Annotated in this window: 18 protein-coding genes; 9 read left to right on the top strand and 9 right to left on the bottom strand. The window is 69.3% G+C overall.

The window, feature by feature from the left end:
• Positions 1-47: 47 nt before the first annotated feature.
• Together yidD and Y590_RS10475 are read right to left on the bottom strand one after the other, a co-directional pair.
• Complete coding sequence (gene yidD / locus Y590_RS10480; RefSeq protein WP_060772245.1) at positions 48-428, bottom strand: membrane protein insertion efficiency factor YidD; 381 nt, start codon at positions 426-428, stop codon at positions 48-50.
• A 45-nt stretch (positions 429-473) separates the two neighbouring features.
• Entirely contained in the window at positions 474-959 is a 486-nt protein-coding gene (locus tag Y590_RS10475; protein WP_060769782.1) for an iron-sulfur cluster assembly scaffold protein, read from the bottom strand.
• Positions 960-1242: 283 nt separating this feature from the next.
• On the opposite strand from Y590_RS10475, the gene folE reads away from it, so the two are divergent.
• From folE to Y590_RS10460, 3 genes are all read left to right on the top strand, one after another.
• On the top strand, positions 1243-1992 hold the full coding sequence (folE, locus tag Y590_RS10470; protein ID WP_502689514.1) for a GTP cyclohydrolase I FolE: 750 nt from the start codon (positions 1243-1245) through the stop codon (positions 1990-1992).
• A gap of 100 nt (positions 1993-2092) precedes the next feature.
• A complete protein-coding gene (hisI, locus tag Y590_RS10465) occupies positions 2093-2515 on the top strand; it encodes a phosphoribosyl-AMP cyclohydrolase (protein ID WP_060769780.1) in 423 nt (140 codons plus the stop codon).
• Entirely contained in the window at positions 2512-3570 is a 1059-nt protein-coding gene (locus Y590_RS10460) for a patatin-like phospholipase family protein (protein WP_060769779.1), read from the top strand. The genes hisI and Y590_RS10460 overlap by 4 nt, the downstream gene beginning before the upstream one ends.
• Positions 3571-3609: 39 nt before the next feature.
• Here the strand turns inward: Y590_RS10460 and Y590_RS10455 are convergent, their stop codons facing one another.
• The 3 genes from Y590_RS10455 to Y590_RS10445 form a co-directional block, all read right to left on the bottom strand.
• Entirely contained in the window at positions 3610-4041 is a 432-nt protein-coding gene (locus Y590_RS10455) for a CBS domain-containing protein (RefSeq protein ID WP_060769778.1), read from the bottom strand.
• Between the two features lie 358 nt (positions 4042-4399).
• Positions 4400-5287, bottom strand: coding sequence for a transporter (locus tag Y590_RS10450; RefSeq protein WP_060769777.1), 888 nt, complete (start codon positions 5285-5287; stop codon positions 4400-4402).
• 250 nt (positions 5288-5537) lie between these two features.
• Positions 5538-6362 carry a rhomboid family intramembrane serine protease gene (locus Y590_RS10445; RefSeq protein WP_060769776.1) on the bottom strand — a complete coding sequence of 275 codons (825 nt, stop codon included), beginning with the start codon at positions 6360-6362 and terminating at the stop codon, positions 5538-5540.
• Positions 6363-6603: 241 nt separating this feature from the next.
• Between Y590_RS10445 and Y590_RS10440 the strand changes: the two genes are divergently transcribed.
• From Y590_RS10440 to Y590_RS10415, 6 genes are all read left to right on the top strand, one after another.
• Positions 6604-7224, top strand: coding sequence for a PAS domain-containing protein (locus tag Y590_RS10440; protein ID WP_060772244.1), 621 nt, complete (start codon positions 6604-6606; stop codon positions 7222-7224).
• 209 nt (positions 7225-7433) lie between these two features.
• Positions 7434-8057 carry a PilZ domain-containing protein gene (locus Y590_RS10435; protein ID WP_056192118.1) on the top strand — a complete coding sequence of 208 codons (624 nt, stop codon included), beginning with the start codon at positions 7434-7436 and terminating at the stop codon, positions 8055-8057.
• A 590-nt stretch (positions 8058-8647) separates the two neighbouring features.
• A complete protein-coding gene (locus tag Y590_RS10430) occupies positions 8648-9307 on the top strand; it encodes a transglutaminase-like cysteine peptidase (RefSeq protein WP_060769775.1) in 660 nt (219 codons plus the stop codon).
• 206 nt (positions 9308-9513) lie between these two features.
• Positions 9514-10218 carry a transglutaminase-like cysteine peptidase gene (locus tag Y590_RS10425; RefSeq protein WP_060769774.1) on the top strand — a complete coding sequence of 235 codons (705 nt, stop codon included), beginning with the start codon at positions 9514-9516 and terminating at the stop codon, positions 10216-10218.
• 127 nt (positions 10219-10345) lie between these two features.
• Positions 10346-11461 (top strand): two-component system sensor histidine kinase NtrB, encoded by a 1116-nt coding sequence (locus Y590_RS10420; RefSeq protein ID WP_060769773.1) that lies wholly within the window; start codon positions 10346-10348, stop codon positions 11459-11461.
• Positions 11462-11662: 201 nt separating this feature from the next.
• Positions 11663-12610, top strand: coding sequence for a Tim44 domain-containing protein (locus Y590_RS10415; RefSeq protein WP_060769772.1), 948 nt, complete (start codon positions 11663-11665; stop codon positions 12608-12610).
• Positions 12611-12743: 133 nt separating this feature from the next.
• On the opposite strand, the gene Y590_RS10410 is transcribed toward Y590_RS10415, so the two are convergent.
• The 4 genes from Y590_RS10410 to Y590_RS10395 form a co-directional block, all read right to left on the bottom strand.
• Positions 12744-12950 carry a Trm112 family protein gene (locus tag Y590_RS10410; RefSeq protein WP_060769771.1) on the bottom strand — a complete coding sequence of 69 codons (207 nt, stop codon included), beginning with the start codon at positions 12948-12950 and terminating at the stop codon, positions 12744-12746.
• 58 nt (positions 12951-13008) lie between these two features.
• Positions 13009-13677 carry an LON peptidase substrate-binding domain-containing protein gene (locus Y590_RS10405; protein ID WP_060769770.1) on the bottom strand — a complete coding sequence of 223 codons (669 nt, stop codon included), beginning with the start codon at positions 13675-13677 and terminating at the stop codon, positions 13009-13011.
• 85 nt (positions 13678-13762) lie between these two features.
• The gene (locus Y590_RS10400) at positions 13763-14671 is read right to left on the bottom strand and encodes a thioredoxin family protein (protein WP_060769769.1); all 909 of its coding nucleotides are present in this window, start codon (positions 14669-14671) and stop codon (positions 13763-13765) included.
• A gap of 236 nt (positions 14672-14907) precedes the next feature.
• The gene (locus Y590_RS10395; protein WP_060769768.1) at positions 14908-15423 is read right to left on the bottom strand and encodes a hypothetical protein; all 516 of its coding nucleotides are present in this window, start codon (positions 15421-15423) and stop codon (positions 14908-14910) included.
• Positions 15424-15485: the final 62 nt, after the last annotated feature.

The following is a 15485-nucleotide window of genomic DNA, read 5'->3' as shown; positions in this document are numbered from 1 at the left end:
CGAGAAAAAGCCCCGGCCGAAAGGTCGGGGCTTTTTCATGTGCGCCGTCACCCGGCCGACGGGCCCGCAGCCCCGCTGGCCGCGCAACGCTCTTCCACCGCCTCACACACCAAGGGTGGCGGCGCCTCGACACCGCGCCAGCGGCCATAGGACCAGGGCCGGTGCCATACGGCCCGCTCCGGCAAGTGTTCGGGAACGAGGTCGATGCCGTGCGTACCGAACGGGCCGCAGCGGCAAAGGCGGGCAAAGCCGATCCATCCGCCGGCCCAGAGGCCGTGCCGCTGGATCGCCTCGTCGGTATAGGCCGAGCAGGACGGCCAATGCCGGCATTGGCGCCCGATCAGCCCGGACAGCGTGAGCTGGTAGGCGCGGATCGCTCCGTGCGCCGCCCGGCGAATCACGCGGCGACCGGGCTCCTGTTGTCGCATCATCCTTTGTCCGAAAAACGAAGCAGCCACCGTCCGGGGCGAGGCTCAGGCCGCCTCGGGCGCCCCGGCCCCCTTGCCGGAACTCTTGCCGGCATCCCTGCGGGCGGCGATCTGATCGAGGGCGTCCACAACGGCGTCGAAGGTCAGGAGCGTGGAGGCGTGACGGGCCCGAAAGTCGCGCACCGGCTCCAGCACGGCGAGATCCGCCCATTCGCCCTCCGGCGCGGGGCCGTTCTCCTTCAGCATCGCCCGCATCCGGGCGCGAACCGCGCGCAATTCCTCGGCCGTCGCGCCGACGACGTGGCGGGCCATCAGCGAGGAGGAGGCCTGCCCGAGCGCACAGGCCTTCACGTCGTGGGCGAAGTCGGCGACCGTGATGCCGTCCGCTTCCAGACTGAGATCGACGGTGACGGTCGAACCGCACAACTTGGAATGGGCCGTGGCGGTGGCATCCGGTGCCGCCAGCCGGCCGAGGCGGGGAATGTCGGCGGCCAGTTCCAGGATGCGGCGGTTGTAGATGTCGTCGATCATCGCTGACACGCCTTTCGCAGCGCCTGTTCGAGTGAGGTCGCAGAATTCGTTGCGCCAGATACGCATGCCATGCATTGCGCGACGGCGCGATTGCGACGATATAGGCGCGACACCGCCATTCCGCGAGAATGGTACCGTCGACCCCGGTCACGCCCTGGCCCAGGATTCGGATCGTTCGAGGGCGTCGGCACTTGAACGTTTAAGACGCCCGGACGGATCGACGATGTACGCCAAGCCCGACAGCACCACCCTGAAGGCGCGTGTGGCGAAGGCCGGAGATGCCATGGATGCCGCTCTCAAATCCCTGTCCTACGGCATGAGCGACGACGAACGACGCATGAGTGCCGTCGGCCTGCAAGAAATGCGCGGCGCCAACGATCCGGGCCGTCCCGACTTCACGCCCGACATCGCGCCCCTGCCCGAATCGGCCCAGCGGGTGCCGAACGAGGTGGCGCTCGGCCGTCCGAGCCGGCAGGAGGCGGAAGCCGCCGTGCGCACGCTCCTGCGCTGGGCCGGCGACGACCCGACCCGCGAGGGGCTGATCGAGACCCCCGCCCGCGTGGTGAAGGCCTACGAGCAGCTCTTCGGCGGCTATCGCGCCGACGCGGACGCGCTGCTGGAGCGGGTGTTCGAGGAGGTCGAGGGCTATTCCGACGCCGTTCTGGTGCGCGACATCCCATTCTACTCCCATTGCGAGCACCACATGGTGCCGTTCATGGGGCTGGCCCACATCGCCTATTACCCCACCAAGGGCGTGGTCGGCCTCTCCAAGCTGGCGCGCGTGGTCGATGCCTTCGCCCGACGCCTGCAGACGCAGGAAACCATGACGGCTCAGATCGCCGACACGATCGAGAGCATCCTTCAGCCCCGCGGCTGCGCCGTGATGATCGAGGCCGAGCATCTCTGCATGGCGATGCGCGGCGTGCAGAAGGCCGGCGTCTCCACCATCACCACGCAGTTCCGCGGCGTCTACAAGAACGATCCGTCCGAGCAGGTCCGCTTCCTGACCTTCGTTCGGAACCAGAAGGGCTAGGAGTGCCTCACGAAACCCCCGGCCACCGCCGCTCTTCCCTCCAGGCAGAACGGCGAGCGGGCGTTTCGGGGGAGACACTCAGGCACCTGGGCCTGCGGCCATGACCGAACGATTCGCTTCCCCCGGCACCCGCGCCGAGGTCGAGGAGGGCGCAAGGCTGACGCCGCGCTTCGGCCCCGACGGACTCGTGGCTTGCATCGCCGTCGATGCCCATGACGGGCGCGTGCTGATGCTCGCGCACATGAACGCCGAGGCCCTCGCCCGCACCCTGGAGACCGGCGAGGCGTGGTACTGGTCGCGCTCCCGCGGTGAACTCTGGCACAAGGGCGCGACCTCGGGGCAGATCCAACGGGTCGTGGAGATGCGGGTCGATTGCGATCAGGACGCGATCCTGATCCGGGTGGACGTCGGCGGCGACGGTGGCTGCTGCCATACCGGCCGCCGCTCCTGCTTCTACCGCGCGGTCGAGCGCAACCCTACGACCGGCGCCGTCACCCTCGCGCCGGCCGACCCGGATCGATGATGTTCGAGGCATCCCGTTCCGCCGTGCCCCATTTTCCGGACGGGGCCGTGGAACCGGTGGTGCCGCGTTTCCGCTCTCCCCGCATCGGTCTCGCGCTCGGCGGCGGCTCGGCCCGCGGCTGGTCGCATATCGGCGTGATCGAGGGGTTGGAGGAAGCCGGGATCTTCCCGGAAGTGGTCGCGGGCTGCTCCATCGGCGCCGTCGTCGGCGGGGCCTACGCTGCGGGCCGCATCGGTGCCCTCAAGGCGTTCGCGCTCTCGCTCACCCGGCGCCGGGTGGTCGGCCTGCTCGATCCGCGCATCACCGGATCCGGCCTGATCGCGGGCGAGCGCCTGCGCCGCCGTCTCGCACGCGAACTCGACGGTTTCCGCATCGAGGATCTGCGCCTCGCCTTCGCCAGCGTGGCGACCGAACTCGGCACCGGCCACGAGGTGTGGCTGTCCCGTGGGCCCTTGGTCGAGGCGGTGCGGGCGTCCTACGCCATCCCCGGCATCTTCCCGCCCGTCGCGCTCGAAGGGCGCCTGCTGATGGACGGGACGCTGGTGAATCCGGTGCCCGTCCGCCTGGCCCGCGAACTCGGCGCCGACCTCGTCATCTGCGTGAACCTCGCCTGCGAGATGCGCGCGCCCGCGACGGTGATCCGCCCCGAGCGGGACGATCCCATGTTCGACGCTCCCGAGGAGCCGGTCGAGCGGGCAATCGAGCAGACGCTGGAGGCCACCGTGCGCCGCCGGGGCCGTTGGGCCTTGCTCAGCGGCGCGAGCCGCCGCCTCATGGGCCGCCGCCGCAGACCGGAACCACCGCCATCCGTCGGCCGGCCGAGCCCCGGCGTCGCCCGTGTCATACTCGACGCGTTCAACATCACGCAGGATCGGATCTCACGGGCACGGCTGGCGAGCGAACCGCCGGACGTGGCGATCCGGCCGCTTCTCGCCGAGTTCGGGCAGTTCGAGTTCCACCGGGCAGCCGATGGAATCGCCCTCGGCCGGCAGGCGGTGCGGGCGGCCCTGCCCGAGATCCGGCGCATGATCGCGAGTGCGGCGGCGCGCGGTTGAAGCCGCCGCGGGCGATACGGGCCCGGTTCGGGCCCGAAATCAGGCCATCGTGATGTAGTCGCGCATCGCCTGATGCTCGGCTTCGACGGTGGCGATGCGCCGCTTCACCACGTCACCGATCGAGACGACGCCGACGAGACGCCCGTCCTCCACGACCGGCAAGTGGCGGAAGCGGCCTTCCGTCATCGTCTCCATCACGTCTTCGATGCTGGCGCGCCGGGTGCAGGTCACGACCTTCGTGGTCATGTGATGCGAGACCGGGCGGTCGAGGGCCGAGGCCCCTTCGCTGGCCAGCGCCCGCATCACGTCGCGCTCGGACAGAATGCCGATCACGCGGCCATCGGCATTGCCGACCACGAGGGCACCGATCTTCTTTTCGGCCAGCAGATGGATCGCCTCGTCGATGGTGCGATGCGGCGGCACCGTGACCACTGAGCTGCCTTTCTCTGCCAGGATACGCGCAACGGTCATGAAGTCTCCTCCCAAGGGTGCCCACACCGTCAGCCCGCGGTGCGGGAGCGGATACGACCGGGTTGGCCCCGGTTCTGACCTGGGCGAGTGTGTGGCGCCTTGGTCGTGCTGGCAAGCGCCGGACGAGGCGCTATTGTTCATGAAAGAACAAATTCGGAAGAAAAATTCAGTTCCGCCGGTCGGGGTTCGACGGCGGAGCGGTTTCGATCCGGCCCCGATGCGCCGGTGGGATCCGCAAGGCATCGCACGACACCGACGCGTCGGCCGGGGTCCGCGCGCAACGAAAAAGCCGACCCCGATGGCGGAGCGCCATCGGGGTCGGCTTCGGGTCGTGCCGTAACAGCGCGTGAAGCGTCTCTCAGCGCCCCTCGGCCTGACGCCGGGTGATCAGGGTCCGGTTCGGCTCGGCCTCACCCTTGTTCTGAAGGAACGGGACGATGACGCGCAGCCAGCCGCGGGTTTCCTTGCCGCCGTAATTGCGCTCGGCCACGTCGCGGGTGACGTAGCCCTGCACGTTCATGAAGCCGAAATTGTAGCCGACGAGGCCGCCGACCGCGATCTGACCCTGCTGCCGGTAGCCGACGACGTTGGTCGTGAGATCGACCGAGCCGAAGGCCACGGGGCCGACCTGCCACTTGCCGAACTTCTTGGTCAGGGTGACGTCGAGGTTGAGGTAGTCGGGATAGAGCACGCCGTTGGGCGAGCGCGGCTCCAGGATGTGGCCGTAGAGCAGGTTACCGGTGATGGCCCAGTCGTTGGCGGCGTAGGTGAGCGCGAAGCGGTGGCTCAGCGAGGGCGACTGGGTCAGGAAGCGGGTGTCCCAGGGGAGGTAGCCGCCGAGAAGGTAGCTGACGCCGACGCCACCGCCGAGATCCCAGGCGAGCTGGCCCGCCAGCAGGGGCTGCCCCCAGCCGCTGTTGTAGGGGTTGCCGCGCACGCTGGAGGCGGCGATGGGCGCGACGAAGATGAACTGCACCTGCCCACCGAGAACGGAGAAGGGCGTCGCCCACAGCAGAGTCGGAAGGTTGACGTTGCTCTCGGAGTCGAGCGGCGCGGTCTCGCGCACGCCGAAGCTCGAAAGGTTCACGGCGTAGAAGCCCTTCGGGAACGGCGCACCGAACGGCACGCCGATGGTCTGGCCGGGCTGCGCGGCCGAGGCGGCATGGGCGGCTGTGCCGCCGAGGCCCCACGCTGTGGCGGATAGGGCAAGCCCGAGGCGGGCAATGACGGCTGCTCGATGTTTCACCGGGGTCCACTCTCCATCAGGAACGAAGCGATCATTTGATAGTTTCGTTTTAATCCGCTTCCGTTCACTTTATCGACGGTCGAGCTGGCGGTTTTATTGCCGCCTCAAGTCCAAAAACCCCCGCCGTGGCGCCAAAGCCACAACGCTTCTTGGCTGACCTTACAAGTCTTTGGCGTGACTTCGCTTTATCTTCGATTCCCTCTCTGACGGCGACGATGTCTTGGGCGTTCGCGACAAGCGTCTCAAGCGTCTAATGCCGCACGCGGCGAGCGCCTCGCTCCATCAGTGGCAGGAGGAAGAACCCTGCGGCAAAGCCGCCGAGATGCGCGTCCCAGGCGATCGGCCCTTCGCTGCCCCCGAGCGGTAGGGCCAGGACGCCGAACAGCAGGTTGGTGACGAACCAGACCCCGAGGAACAGCACCGCCGGCCGGTTGCGCAGCAATTCCGGAATCGTCTGCAGCGTCGGCTGCGGCGGCAACTGCCACGGCGCCCCGGCCACGAAGGGCGGCGGCGGCTGGAACACGAAGCGGGCCGCCGCCGCCATGAGGGCCGAGATGCCGGCCGAGGCGCCGACCAGCGGCATCAGGCTGTAGGGATCGACGAAGAGATGGACGAGCGCACCGACCACGACGCCGGCGAGCGCCAGCAGGCCGTAGCGCAGGACCCCGTAGCGACGCGCGACCGGGGTGCCGAAGACGGCGAGCCAGACCGCGTTGAAGATGAGATGCACCCACGAGCCGTGCAGCAGGGCGTAGGTCGCGCCGGTCCAGGGCGTCGCTGACGGCTCGGCGACGAGGTAGCGGGCGAATTCCTGGCGCGCCGTGGCGATATCGGGCCGACCCGCCCCCTCCCCCGCCGCCCGGACGATCTCGGCCGCGGAGGCCGGATCGAACGCGGCGGTCCAGCGGGCGGGGATGAAGGCGAGGTTGAGGAGCACCGACAGGTCGAGTTCATCCGGCAGGACGGTGCGAACGATGTGGATCGCGGCCAGAACCGCGATCGAGACCGTGACGACTCCCGGCAGGTTGAAGACGGGAACGCGGCCCTGGTGCGGCAGGTCGGGAGAAGCATCCATGCCGCACCATGTCGGGGGGAGGTGCGCCGCCGCAAGGTCCAATCGGGCACAGGGTCGGTCAATTGCCGTCGAATTCGTAAATTGCTCGTTAAGGTTAAGGATGGGTTGCGCAAGCATGCCGGGACGCGACGGCATAGGGTGTGCGGACGAGGACCATGAACGGCGCATGGTGACGCGTTTCGTCCCGTGCCGACCGAAAACCGAGCCCGTTTCGAACCGGGCCGTACCGATGCGGAACACCATGAAGCATCCGACCAGCCGTCAGCTTCACCTCTACTGGGACCGGCTGCGCGGAGAGCGGTCCGCGCCCGAGCGCGGTGAGATCGAGCCCGGCGAAATCCGCAACCTGCTCGCCGACAGTTTCATTCTGGAAACCGATCCGGCGCGGCGGTCGAGCGCGGTGCGCCTCGCCGGCACGCGCCTGTGCGCCCTGTTCGGGCGCGAATTGCGCGGCAGCTCCTTCGTCGATCTGTGGGGCGAGCGGCAGCCGGCCTTCTCCGATCCGTGGCACTTCGTCGAAACCGTCACCGGCGATACGGTGGGCGTGGTGGCGGGGCTCACCGGCTTCACCGCGCGGGATGAGACCCTCGATCTCGAACTCCTGCTCCTGCCCCTGCGCCACCGAGGCAAGACCCAGGCCCGTATCCTCGGCTCCCTCAGCCCGCATTGCATCCCGACCTGGCTCGGCAGCCGCCCGATCCTGCGGCTCGAGGCGGTTTCCCTGCGGGTGCTGGAGACCGTCGCGCCGGAGCCTGCGGCGATGCGAACCTTCGTGGACGCCCTGCCCGAGCCCGCCAACGATGCCCGTCCCGTCCGATTCGGCCATCTGCTGGTCCACGAGGGCGGGCGCGGCAACGCCTGACCCCGCGCCGGCCGGGGCGTCGCCCCGCACGGTGGATCGGTCTGCGTCAACGAAGGAAACGGGATCCGTCACGCTCGGTGCGGACCGTCTTCGTTGCCACATCCCGCTTTCGTGACCCGCTCGCGATTCAAGTTCGGCGTGCCTGCAAGCCTTTTGTAACCGCAACGTGGCTAGTGATTCGGCTGGAACACCGAGACCGCCGAGCTGACATGACCGAGCTTTCCCGATCCGGGATGGCCCCCACCCTGTCCGACTACGCCGCCGAGCAGCGCCGGCACCAGCGGGTGCGCGCGACTCTGCTCGGTCGCTACATGCTGGCGGACCGTCGCGAATACCCGTGCCAGACGGTGGACATGTCCCCCGGCGGCGTCCGTCTGACCTGCGCCGTGATCGGCGCGCTCAACGAGCGCGTGGTGCTGTATCTCGAACAGATCGGCCGGCTCGAAGGGGTGATCGTCCGCCACCCTCCGCGGGGTTTTGCCATGCGGATCAACGCGACGCCGCGCAAGCGCGACAAGATCGCGTCCCAGCTCATGTGGCTCGCCAACCGCGAGAGCCTCGGCCTGCCGGAGGGCCGGACCAACGAGCGCCTTGTGCCGAACCAGCCCGGCGTGACCCTCCGCCTGGAGAGCGGCCGGTTCATCGCCGCCCGGATCATCGACATCTCGATGTCGGGCGTAGCGCTCGCGACCGCCTCGTCGCCGCCGATCGGCACGCACATCCTGGTCGGCTCCACGCCCGGGCGGGTGGTGCGCTACTTCGAGGGCGGCATCGGCGCCCAGTTCATGCTGCCGATCTCGCCCGACCGCTTCCACGAGGGCATCACGCTCTGACGTGACGGGGCGCCGCATCGGAGCCCTTGCCCGACCGACAACCCGATCCCGCAGGCCGGCTCCTGAACGGAGCGTTCCGCCACGCCGGGTCCGAGGTTTAAGAGTGCCTCATAAAACTCCCGGTCCCTGGCCGTTCTCGCTCTGGCGATGACTGCGCGGCGGGAGTGTTGTGAGAGACACGAAGGATCGCCGGCCCGAAGGGACGGTGCCCGGTCGTCCGGCGGGATGACCGGACCCGGAACGAGGCGTGCGGCTGATCCTGCTCTCCCAAGCCGGCCCCCTCTTCCGGATCATCCCAAGGTCCGCCTCGTCCGCAGCAGAGCGGCGAAGCCTGCCGCATGACCCACCCCTCGTCGCGCCAGCGCGGAGCGCGGTGGCCGGTGCGCTCGCGGTCCCGTCGGGCGGCGGCAGTCAGGGTTTCCCGAACCCTAACGCGATCCCCGGCATTTGCCGCGGATCCGTGAGCCGCAATTCGCCCTCCCGCAGGAGCGGATCGTTGCCGGGGCGAATCGATAAAATTGCGCGGATCGGCTTCAGCGCGGCGGAGGAGATGCGGCGACATCCTGGCCTCGTTCGAAGGAAACGCCACGATGCGCACCACCGGGACGGGTCATTTCAAGTCGGGTCTCCGGATGGGGATGCTGACGCTGCTGGCCCTCTGCGTCGGCTTCATCGGCGCCGCCGAGGCACAGACGGCCTCGCAGATGGCTGCCCTGCCCGCGGCGACCGTCGGCCTCACCCCCGGCGCCACGGCCAAGCCGATCCTGGCCTGGACCGAGTTCTGCCAGTCCTATCCGGCGGAATGCGCCTTCGACCGGGACGAGCCCGCCCGGATCACCCTCACCCCCGCCATCTGGTCGAGCATCGTCTCGGTCAATCGCCGCGTGAACCGGACGATCGACCCCATTACCGATCAGGATCATTGGGGCCGCCCCGACCGCTGGGATCTCGCCGAGGACGGTGCGGGCGATTGCGAGGACTTCCAGCTCCTCAAGCGCCGGATGCTCGCCGCGGCCGGCCTGCCGCGCCGGGCGATGCGGATGACGGTGGTGATCGACGAGAAGGGCGAGGGCCATGCCGTGCTCACCCTCGTCACCGATCGCGGCGACTACATCCTCGACAACAAGACCAACGCCGTGATGCCCTGGCACGAGACCGGCTACGTCTTCATCAAGCGCGAGGGGCAGGACGCCCTGGCATGGGTTTCGCTCGGCGGGGCCAGCTCGCCCGTCACGACGGCGAACCGCTGATCGGCTTCCGGCTCGGCGGCTCGCTCCCGCACGGCTGAAGCCGATCGGGCGGGCGGGTGTGACCGGATTGCCAGCCTGATCGGGGTTGTTTCACGGTGGCACGGATAAGCGGCAATCCGCCTTCATCCTTCCGTCACTTTCGTATTGAGCCGGGCGCCGGCCCGTGCAAGCTTTGCTGGGAAACAGGGGCGGCAGGACGGTCGGCCATGCGGTACGCGGTGCTTCGGAGCGTCGGCGACGGATCGGCGTTCCCCCGCGGGAACGTGAGGCGGCGCCTCCGCCGGGCGGCCCATCTGTCCCTCGTCGGCGCCACGCTGCTGCTCGGCGGCGCCGCAGCGCCGGTCCAGCCGAGCCAAGCCCGCACCGTCGCCAGCCTGCCCGAAGCGGGCACCGCCGCCGATGCCGGCGCGCCGGCCCGGCCCGTGGCCGCCTGGAACGATTTCTGCGCCCGGTACCCGTCCGAATGTGTGGTCGATACCGCCGAGCCGGCGCTCGTCGCCCTGACGCCCGCTTTGTGGAACACGCTCACGACCGTGAACCGCCGGGTCAACGCCCGCATCAAGCCGATCACCGACATGGCCCATTGGGGTGTCGTCGACCGCTGGGACTTTCCCGATGACGGCTTCGGCGATTGCGAGGACATCCAGCTCCTCAAGCGCCGGATGCTGGTGGAGCGGCGCCTGCCGCGTCGGGCGCTGCGCATGACGGTGGTGATCGACGAGATCGGCGAGGGCCACGCGGTGCTGATGGTGCGCACCGACCGGGGCGACCTGATCCTCGACAACAAGACCAACGCGGTGCTGCCGTGGCAGCGCACCGGCTACAGCTTCATCAAGCGCGAGGGACAGGACGGCCGGGCCTGGGTCGGCCTCGACAACGGCACCTCGCCCGTCACCACCGCCAACCGCTGATCCGGATCGACTTTCGAGCGTTGACGGCCATGCCCCTGCCGCGCTCCGGACCATCCATGAGACGTCCCATCGCCCGCCGGGCCTCGTCGCCTCCTGCCAACGCCCTCTCTCATGTCGGCGCCGCCGCATGATGTTGTCCGGCGCCGCGGCCTCTCCCCCCCCGGAAGGGGGAGCCGAGACGGGCTTCCTCGCCTTGCTCCCCCTGCCCGCGCTCATCCTGGCGGGATCGGAGGCCGGGCCGACGATCGCGGGCGTCAACCCCGCCTTGCTGGCGCTGACCGGCTTCGACGAGGCCGCTTTGGTCGGCCACGGGATCGAGGTGCTTACCTGCCACCACGGCAATCACGCGGGCTGGGCGCCCTTGCGCGAGGCCCTGGCCCGCGGCGAGGCACAGAGCGCCGAGCTGCTGTTCGGCCGCAACGGCGGCGCCTCGTTCTGGGGCGAGATCCACCTCACGGTTCTCCCCGGCGAGGGCTCCCCCCGCTTTCTCGGCCAGATCGCGGACGTGACACGGCGGCGGGATGCCGAGGACGCCCTCGCCCTGTCGCGGCAGCGCGAGGCGCTCGGCCTCCTCACCAACAGCGTCGCGCACGAGTTCAACAACTTCCTGCAAATCCTGATCGGCTACATCGACGGGCTCAAGCGGCGCCTCGGCGACCGGCCCGAGCCCTTCGTCCAGCGGGCCATCATCCGCTCCACCGAGGCGTCGGAGCGGGCCGCCGTGCTCACCCGCCAGCTCCTCGCCCATTCCCGGCGGATCGCGCCCGACCTGCGCCCGGTCGATCTCGCCGCAGCGGTGCGGTTCGGTCTCGACCGGCTGCGCCCCACCCTGCCGGCCGGGATCCAGCTCGACCTTTCGATCCCGGACGACCTGCCGCCGGCCCTGTGCAATCCGGTTCAGCTCGAACTCGCCCTTGGCCACATCCTCGCCAATGCCTGCGAGGCGATGTCCGGTCACGGCCGCATCCGCGTCGCGCTGTTCGCCATCGAGCCGGGCGACCGCTCGCTCCAGCGCCCGGAGGCCGGGGCCGTCGGTCTCACGGTCGCGGATACCGGGCACGGCCTGTCCCCGGAGATGCTGTCGCGGGCGCTCGCTCCCTTCGCCACCACCCGCGAATCCGGCCGCGGTGCGGGGCTCGCCATCGTGCACGGCCTGATGAAGCGCCAGAACGGCACGATCTCCATCGAGAGCCGGCCCGGCGAGGGCGCGACCGTACGGCTGGTTTTCCCGGCAGCCCGGTGACGCCCGACCCCGCAGGCGCCCGTCTCGGGACGCCTCGACGCTCGCTTTGGAAAAACGGACACGTGCCAGAGCGTGGCGGATCGTGAGACACTCTTAACCGTTCGAAACTCACCCCTGGATCGGGACTAAAAATCCCGCTCGGACGCCACCATCTTAAAGGGGCAATTGTTCCCCTTCACGCTCACCACGAGGTTTTGACCCATGGCATCCTCCCCCGCGCGCCGTCGGCGCGTCGTGACCCTCCTTGCGCTTGCGGCTTCGCTCGCCCTCGCGGCGCCCGCCGTCGATGCGCGGCCGGGCGGCGGTGGCGGCATGGGCTCGCGTGGCTCGAAGACCTTCAGCGCACCGCCCTCCACCGCGACCTCGCCGGGCGCAATGGGACCGATCCAGCGCTCGCAGACGAGCCCGAGCCCCGGCTTCAACAATCCCGGCATGACGGCCTCGAGCCAGGGTCGGCGCTTCGGCGGCGGCTTTCTCGGTGGCATGCTCGGCGCCGGCCTTCTCGGCGCCCTGCTGGGTGCCGGCTTCTCCGGCGGTCTCGGCGGCATCGGCTCGTTCATCGGCCTGATCTTCCAGATCGGCCTGATCGCCTTCCTCGTGATGATGGCGGTGCGCTTCTTCCGTCGCCGTCAGGAGGGCCAGCCCGCCATGGCCGGCAACGCGCCCCATGCCCGCTCCGGCCTGCCGCCGCAGGGGGGCATGAATCCCGGTGTGAATCCGATGGGCGGCGGCCGTCCGCAGCCCGTCCAACCGGTCCAGGTCCAGCCGGACGACTTCCAGGCCTTCGAGCGCTCCCTTCAGGAAATCCAGGGTGCCTATGGCCGTGAGGACGTGGCCGCCCTGCGCCGTCTCGCGACCCCGGAGATGGTGAACTACTTCGAGGAAGATCTGCGCGCCAACGCCGCCCGCGGCGTGGTCAACCGGATCTCGGACGTGAAGCTTCTCCAGGGCGACCTGTCCGAGGCGTGGCGTGAGGGCCCGGTGGAGTTCGCAACCGTCGCCATGCGCTTCTCGCTGCGCGACGAGGTGTTCGAGCGGGCTTCCAACCGCCATGTCGAGAATGGCCCGCAGGAGGCCAAGGAGTTCTGGACCTTCGTGCGCGAGCCCGGCGGCCCGTGGCTGCTCTCGGCGATCCAGCAGGGACGGTAACCGTCCCGATCGTACCAACGAAGAAGGGCGTCCGGCGAAAGCCGGGCGCCCTTTCTCTATTGTTGAATCAAACCAGGGCCGCCGAACGCTCCCCCTCTCCCCGCATGCGGGGAGAGGGGGAAACCGAGCGTCCTTACTCCGTCAGGGAACGCGCCTCTTCCGGCAGCATGATCGGGATGCCGTCGCGGATCGGGTAGGCCAGCTTGGCGGAGCGGCTGATCAGCTCCTCGCGGGCGGCGTCATATTCCAGCGACTCCTTGGTCAGCGGGCAGACCAGAAGTTCGAGCAGGCGGGGATCGACCCGGGTCGCTTCGACGGTGGGGGTGGGCGTATCGGCCATGATGTTCGCTTCCGGTGGGCGGGCTCCCCGACCGCCAGAAGGTCGGGAGCCCTTGATATTACTGCAGCGTCGGCTCGGAGCCGCTGGCGCGCACCAGCTCCATTTCGGTGACGGCGACGAGCACCTCGGCCCGCGTCTTCAGGTCGGGCGCTTCCAGCATCGCCTGTTTCTCGCGCACGCCGAACGGGCTCATCATGCAGAGCGCGTTGACCAGAGCCTCGTTCGACGCCTCGTCGATGCCGGCCCAATCGACCTGAAGCTCGTTGGCATCGACGAAGTTGCGCAGGGTCTGCAGCACGCTCTCGCGATCGACCGCCTCCTCCCCCGCCCGCGCCTCGAAATCCTGGGCGAAGGCGTCGTAGGAGACTTGGCAGCGGCGGTAGGCAGTGGTGACGGAGAGTTCGTTCTCGACCCGGAAGCGGCTGACACCGGTGAGCGAGATCAGGTAGCGGCCGTCGCCGGTCTCGGCGAACTGGCTGATCCGCCCGGCGCAGCCGACCCGGTAGAGCCGGGGGCTGAGCGGCGAGCCGGCCCCGTCGGCGTCCGGCTGGATCATGCCGATGATCCGCTCGGAGCGCAGCGCGTCGTCCACCATGGCGAGATAGCGCGGCTCGAAGATGTTGAGCGGCATCTGTCCCCGCGGCAGGAGCAGCGCCCCCGGCAGCGGGAAGATCGGGATGACGGCGGGGCAATCCGCCGGCGACTTGCAGCTCGGCTGCGGGCTCATGCGCGGCTTTCCTGCTGTGGGACCGGATGGGGAGCACCGCATCCGGCCGCTTCGGTCGCCCCGGCGTTCTCGCGGAGGCAGTGGCTCACGAGAACAGCAGCGTCGAGAGCTGACGGCGTCCCCGGATCGCAGCGGGGTCCATCAGGCCCCACGCCTCGAAGAACTGGAGCAGTTGCTTGCGCGCCGCATCCTCGTTCCAGCTCCGGTCGGCGCGGGCGATGGCGACGAGCTGATCGACCGCCTCCTCGCGCTTGCCCGCCGCGTTGAGGCCCAGTGCGAGATCGAAACGGGCCTGGAAGTCGCTCGGGTCGGCCTCGATGCGCTTCTGCAGCGCGGCGAGGTCGCCCAGGCTCCCGGCCTGTTCGGCGAGTTCGAGGGCCGCGCGGACACCCGCGAACAGCGGGTCGTCGGCCTTGTCCGCCGGCGCCATGGCGAGAACCTGCTTGGCGCCCTCGGTCTCACCGAGTTCGAGCTGAGTCTTGGCGAGCCCGGCGATGGCCTTCAGGTTCTCCGGCTCCTCGCGCAGAACCGCGGCGTAGAGTTCGGAGGCGGCGGGAAGATCGCCCGCGGAGGCGACCGCGGCGGCCTCCTCCAGCACCTGATCGATCTCGGACGGGCCGGCGAGCCGATCGACGAAGGCGCGCACTTCGGATTCCGGCACGGCGCCCATGAAGGCATCCACCGGACGGCCGCGGTCGATCGCGATCACGGCGGGGATCGATTGCAGGCCGAGCTGCTGGCCGATCTGCTGCCAGACGCCGGGATGCTCGTCGATGTTGAGCTTGGCGAGCTTCACCCGGCCGCCCGACGCCCGCACCACCTTCTCGAGGACCGGCGTGAGTTGCTTGCACGGGCCGCACCACGGCGCCCAGAAATCGACGATCACCGGCTGGTTCATCGACTCGGCGATGACATCCTGCCGGAACCCCGCCGTGGTGGTGTCCTTGATGAGGCCGTCGACGGGGGCGCCGGCGGCGGCGTTGGCTTCGAGCATGGAGCCCTCGGAAGATTCACAGAACGCACGTCGATGCGGGCAGCGCAGGTTCGTGCGGCGCATCGTTCCGTTACATGGGGCTTGGCGGCGCGGCTGACCAGACGTTTTCGCGCTCGCCGGAGCGCTCTTGCGCCGGACCGGGGCCGGCTCGGCGAAAGAGCGCGTGTCATCACGCGGACGACGCCGCGTGTCCGGTCACCGCACGGCCGGCACGCGCGTCGGGCAAGACCGGCGGTTCAGGGCTTCGGCGAATTGGTCGAACCGTCCTTCGCGCCCTCCTTGCCCGGTTCGGCGCCGGCTTTGGTCTCGGTGATGAAGACGCCTGCATAGGTCTTGCCCTGCGAGGTCGCCTCGCAGGCGATCATGGTCTTGCCGGGTTCCGGCTTCGAGAACTTGCAAGCGCCGACCGCGGGCGCGGGGGTGCGGACGATGCCCTCCTTGTTCTTCATGCCGGGCACGACGAGGCTGATCGGCTGGAGCTGCTCGGTCTCCTCCGTCTGCTCGTGCTGCGTGCCCGCGCCGCTGAAGCTCAGGGATTGTCCGTCCCAGGCGGCGAAGTCGAAGGTCGTGCGCCCGCGCGAGACCGTGTTGACGAGCTGTTCCTTGCAGTTCTGCGTGATGTCGAGACCGCCGATCACCAGCCGCTCGCATCGGCCGGTGATCGCCACCTCGGCGCCCTGCTGGGCCGAGGCCGGACCGGCGGCGATCAGGCCGAGAAGGGCGAGAAGGGGTGCGTGCGAGCGGATCGTCATGGCGTGATGTTCCTCCTGATCGGCATTCGCTGCCGGTTGTCGCTGGGAATATTTCCTGCGTC

Source organism: Methylobacterium sp. AMS5 (genome assembly GCF_001542815.1).
Classification (GTDB): Bacteria; Pseudomonadota; Alphaproteobacteria; order Rhizobiales; family Beijerinckiaceae; genus Methylobacterium.
The sequence above is the reverse complement of the archived record's forward strand: the minus strand, read 5'-3'. Positions and strand labels throughout refer to the sequence as shown.

Excerpts from the sequence above, each read along its gene's own strand:
- yidD (WP_060772245.1), bottom strand. The coding sequence starts at position 428 with ATGCGACAACAGGAGCCCGGTCGCCGCGTGATTCGCCGGGCGGCGCAC.
- Y590_RS10475 (WP_060769782.1), bottom strand. The coding sequence starts at position 959 with ATGATCGACGACATCTACAACCGCCGCATCCTGGAACTGGCCGCCGAC.
- folE (WP_502689514.1), top strand. The coding sequence starts at position 1,243 with ATGGATGCCGCTCTCAAATCCCTGTCCTACGGCATGAGCGACGACGAA.
- hisI (WP_060769780.1), top strand. The coding sequence starts at position 2,093 with ATGACCGAACGATTCGCTTCCCCCGGCACCCGCGCCGAGGTCGAGGAG.
- Y590_RS10460 (WP_060769779.1), top strand. The coding sequence starts at position 2,512 with ATGATGTTCGAGGCATCCCGTTCCGCCGTGCCCCATTTTCCGGACGGG.
- Y590_RS10455 (WP_060769778.1), bottom strand. The coding sequence starts at position 4,041 with ATGACCGTTGCGCGTATCCTGGCAGAGAAAGGCAGCTCAGTGGTCACG.
- Y590_RS10445 (WP_060769776.1), bottom strand. The coding sequence starts at position 6,362 with ATGGATGCTTCTCCCGACCTGCCGCACCAGGGCCGCGTTCCCGTCTTC.
- Y590_RS10440 (WP_060772244.1), top strand. The coding sequence starts at position 6,604 with ATGAAGCATCCGACCAGCCGTCAGCTTCACCTCTACTGGGACCGGCTG.
- Y590_RS10435 (WP_056192118.1), top strand. The coding sequence starts at position 7,434 with ATGACCGAGCTTTCCCGATCCGGGATGGCCCCCACCCTGTCCGACTAC.
- Y590_RS10430 (WP_060769775.1), top strand. The coding sequence starts at position 8,648 with ATGCGCACCACCGGGACGGGTCATTTCAAGTCGGGTCTCCGGATGGGG.
- Y590_RS10425 (WP_060769774.1), top strand. The coding sequence starts at position 9,514 with ATGCGGTACGCGGTGCTTCGGAGCGTCGGCGACGGATCGGCGTTCCCC.
- Y590_RS10420 (WP_060769773.1), top strand. The coding sequence starts at position 10,346 with ATGATGTTGTCCGGCGCCGCGGCCTCTCCCCCCCCGGAAGGGGGAGCC.
- Y590_RS10415 (WP_060769772.1), top strand. The coding sequence starts at position 11,663 with ATGGCATCCTCCCCCGCGCGCCGTCGGCGCGTCGTGACCCTCCTTGCG.
- Y590_RS10410 (WP_060769771.1), bottom strand. The coding sequence starts at position 12,950 with ATGGCCGATACGCCCACCCCCACCGTCGAAGCGACCCGGGTCGATCCC.
- Y590_RS10405 (WP_060769770.1), bottom strand. The coding sequence starts at position 13,677 with ATGAGCCCGCAGCCGAGCTGCAAGTCGCCGGCGGATTGCCCCGCCGTC.
- Y590_RS10400 (WP_060769769.1), bottom strand. The coding sequence starts at position 14,671 with ATGCTCGAAGCCAACGCCGCCGCCGGCGCCCCCGTCGACGGCCTCATC.
- Y590_RS10395 (WP_060769768.1), bottom strand. The coding sequence starts at position 15,423 with ATGACGATCCGCTCGCACGCACCCCTTCTCGCCCTTCTCGGCCTGATC.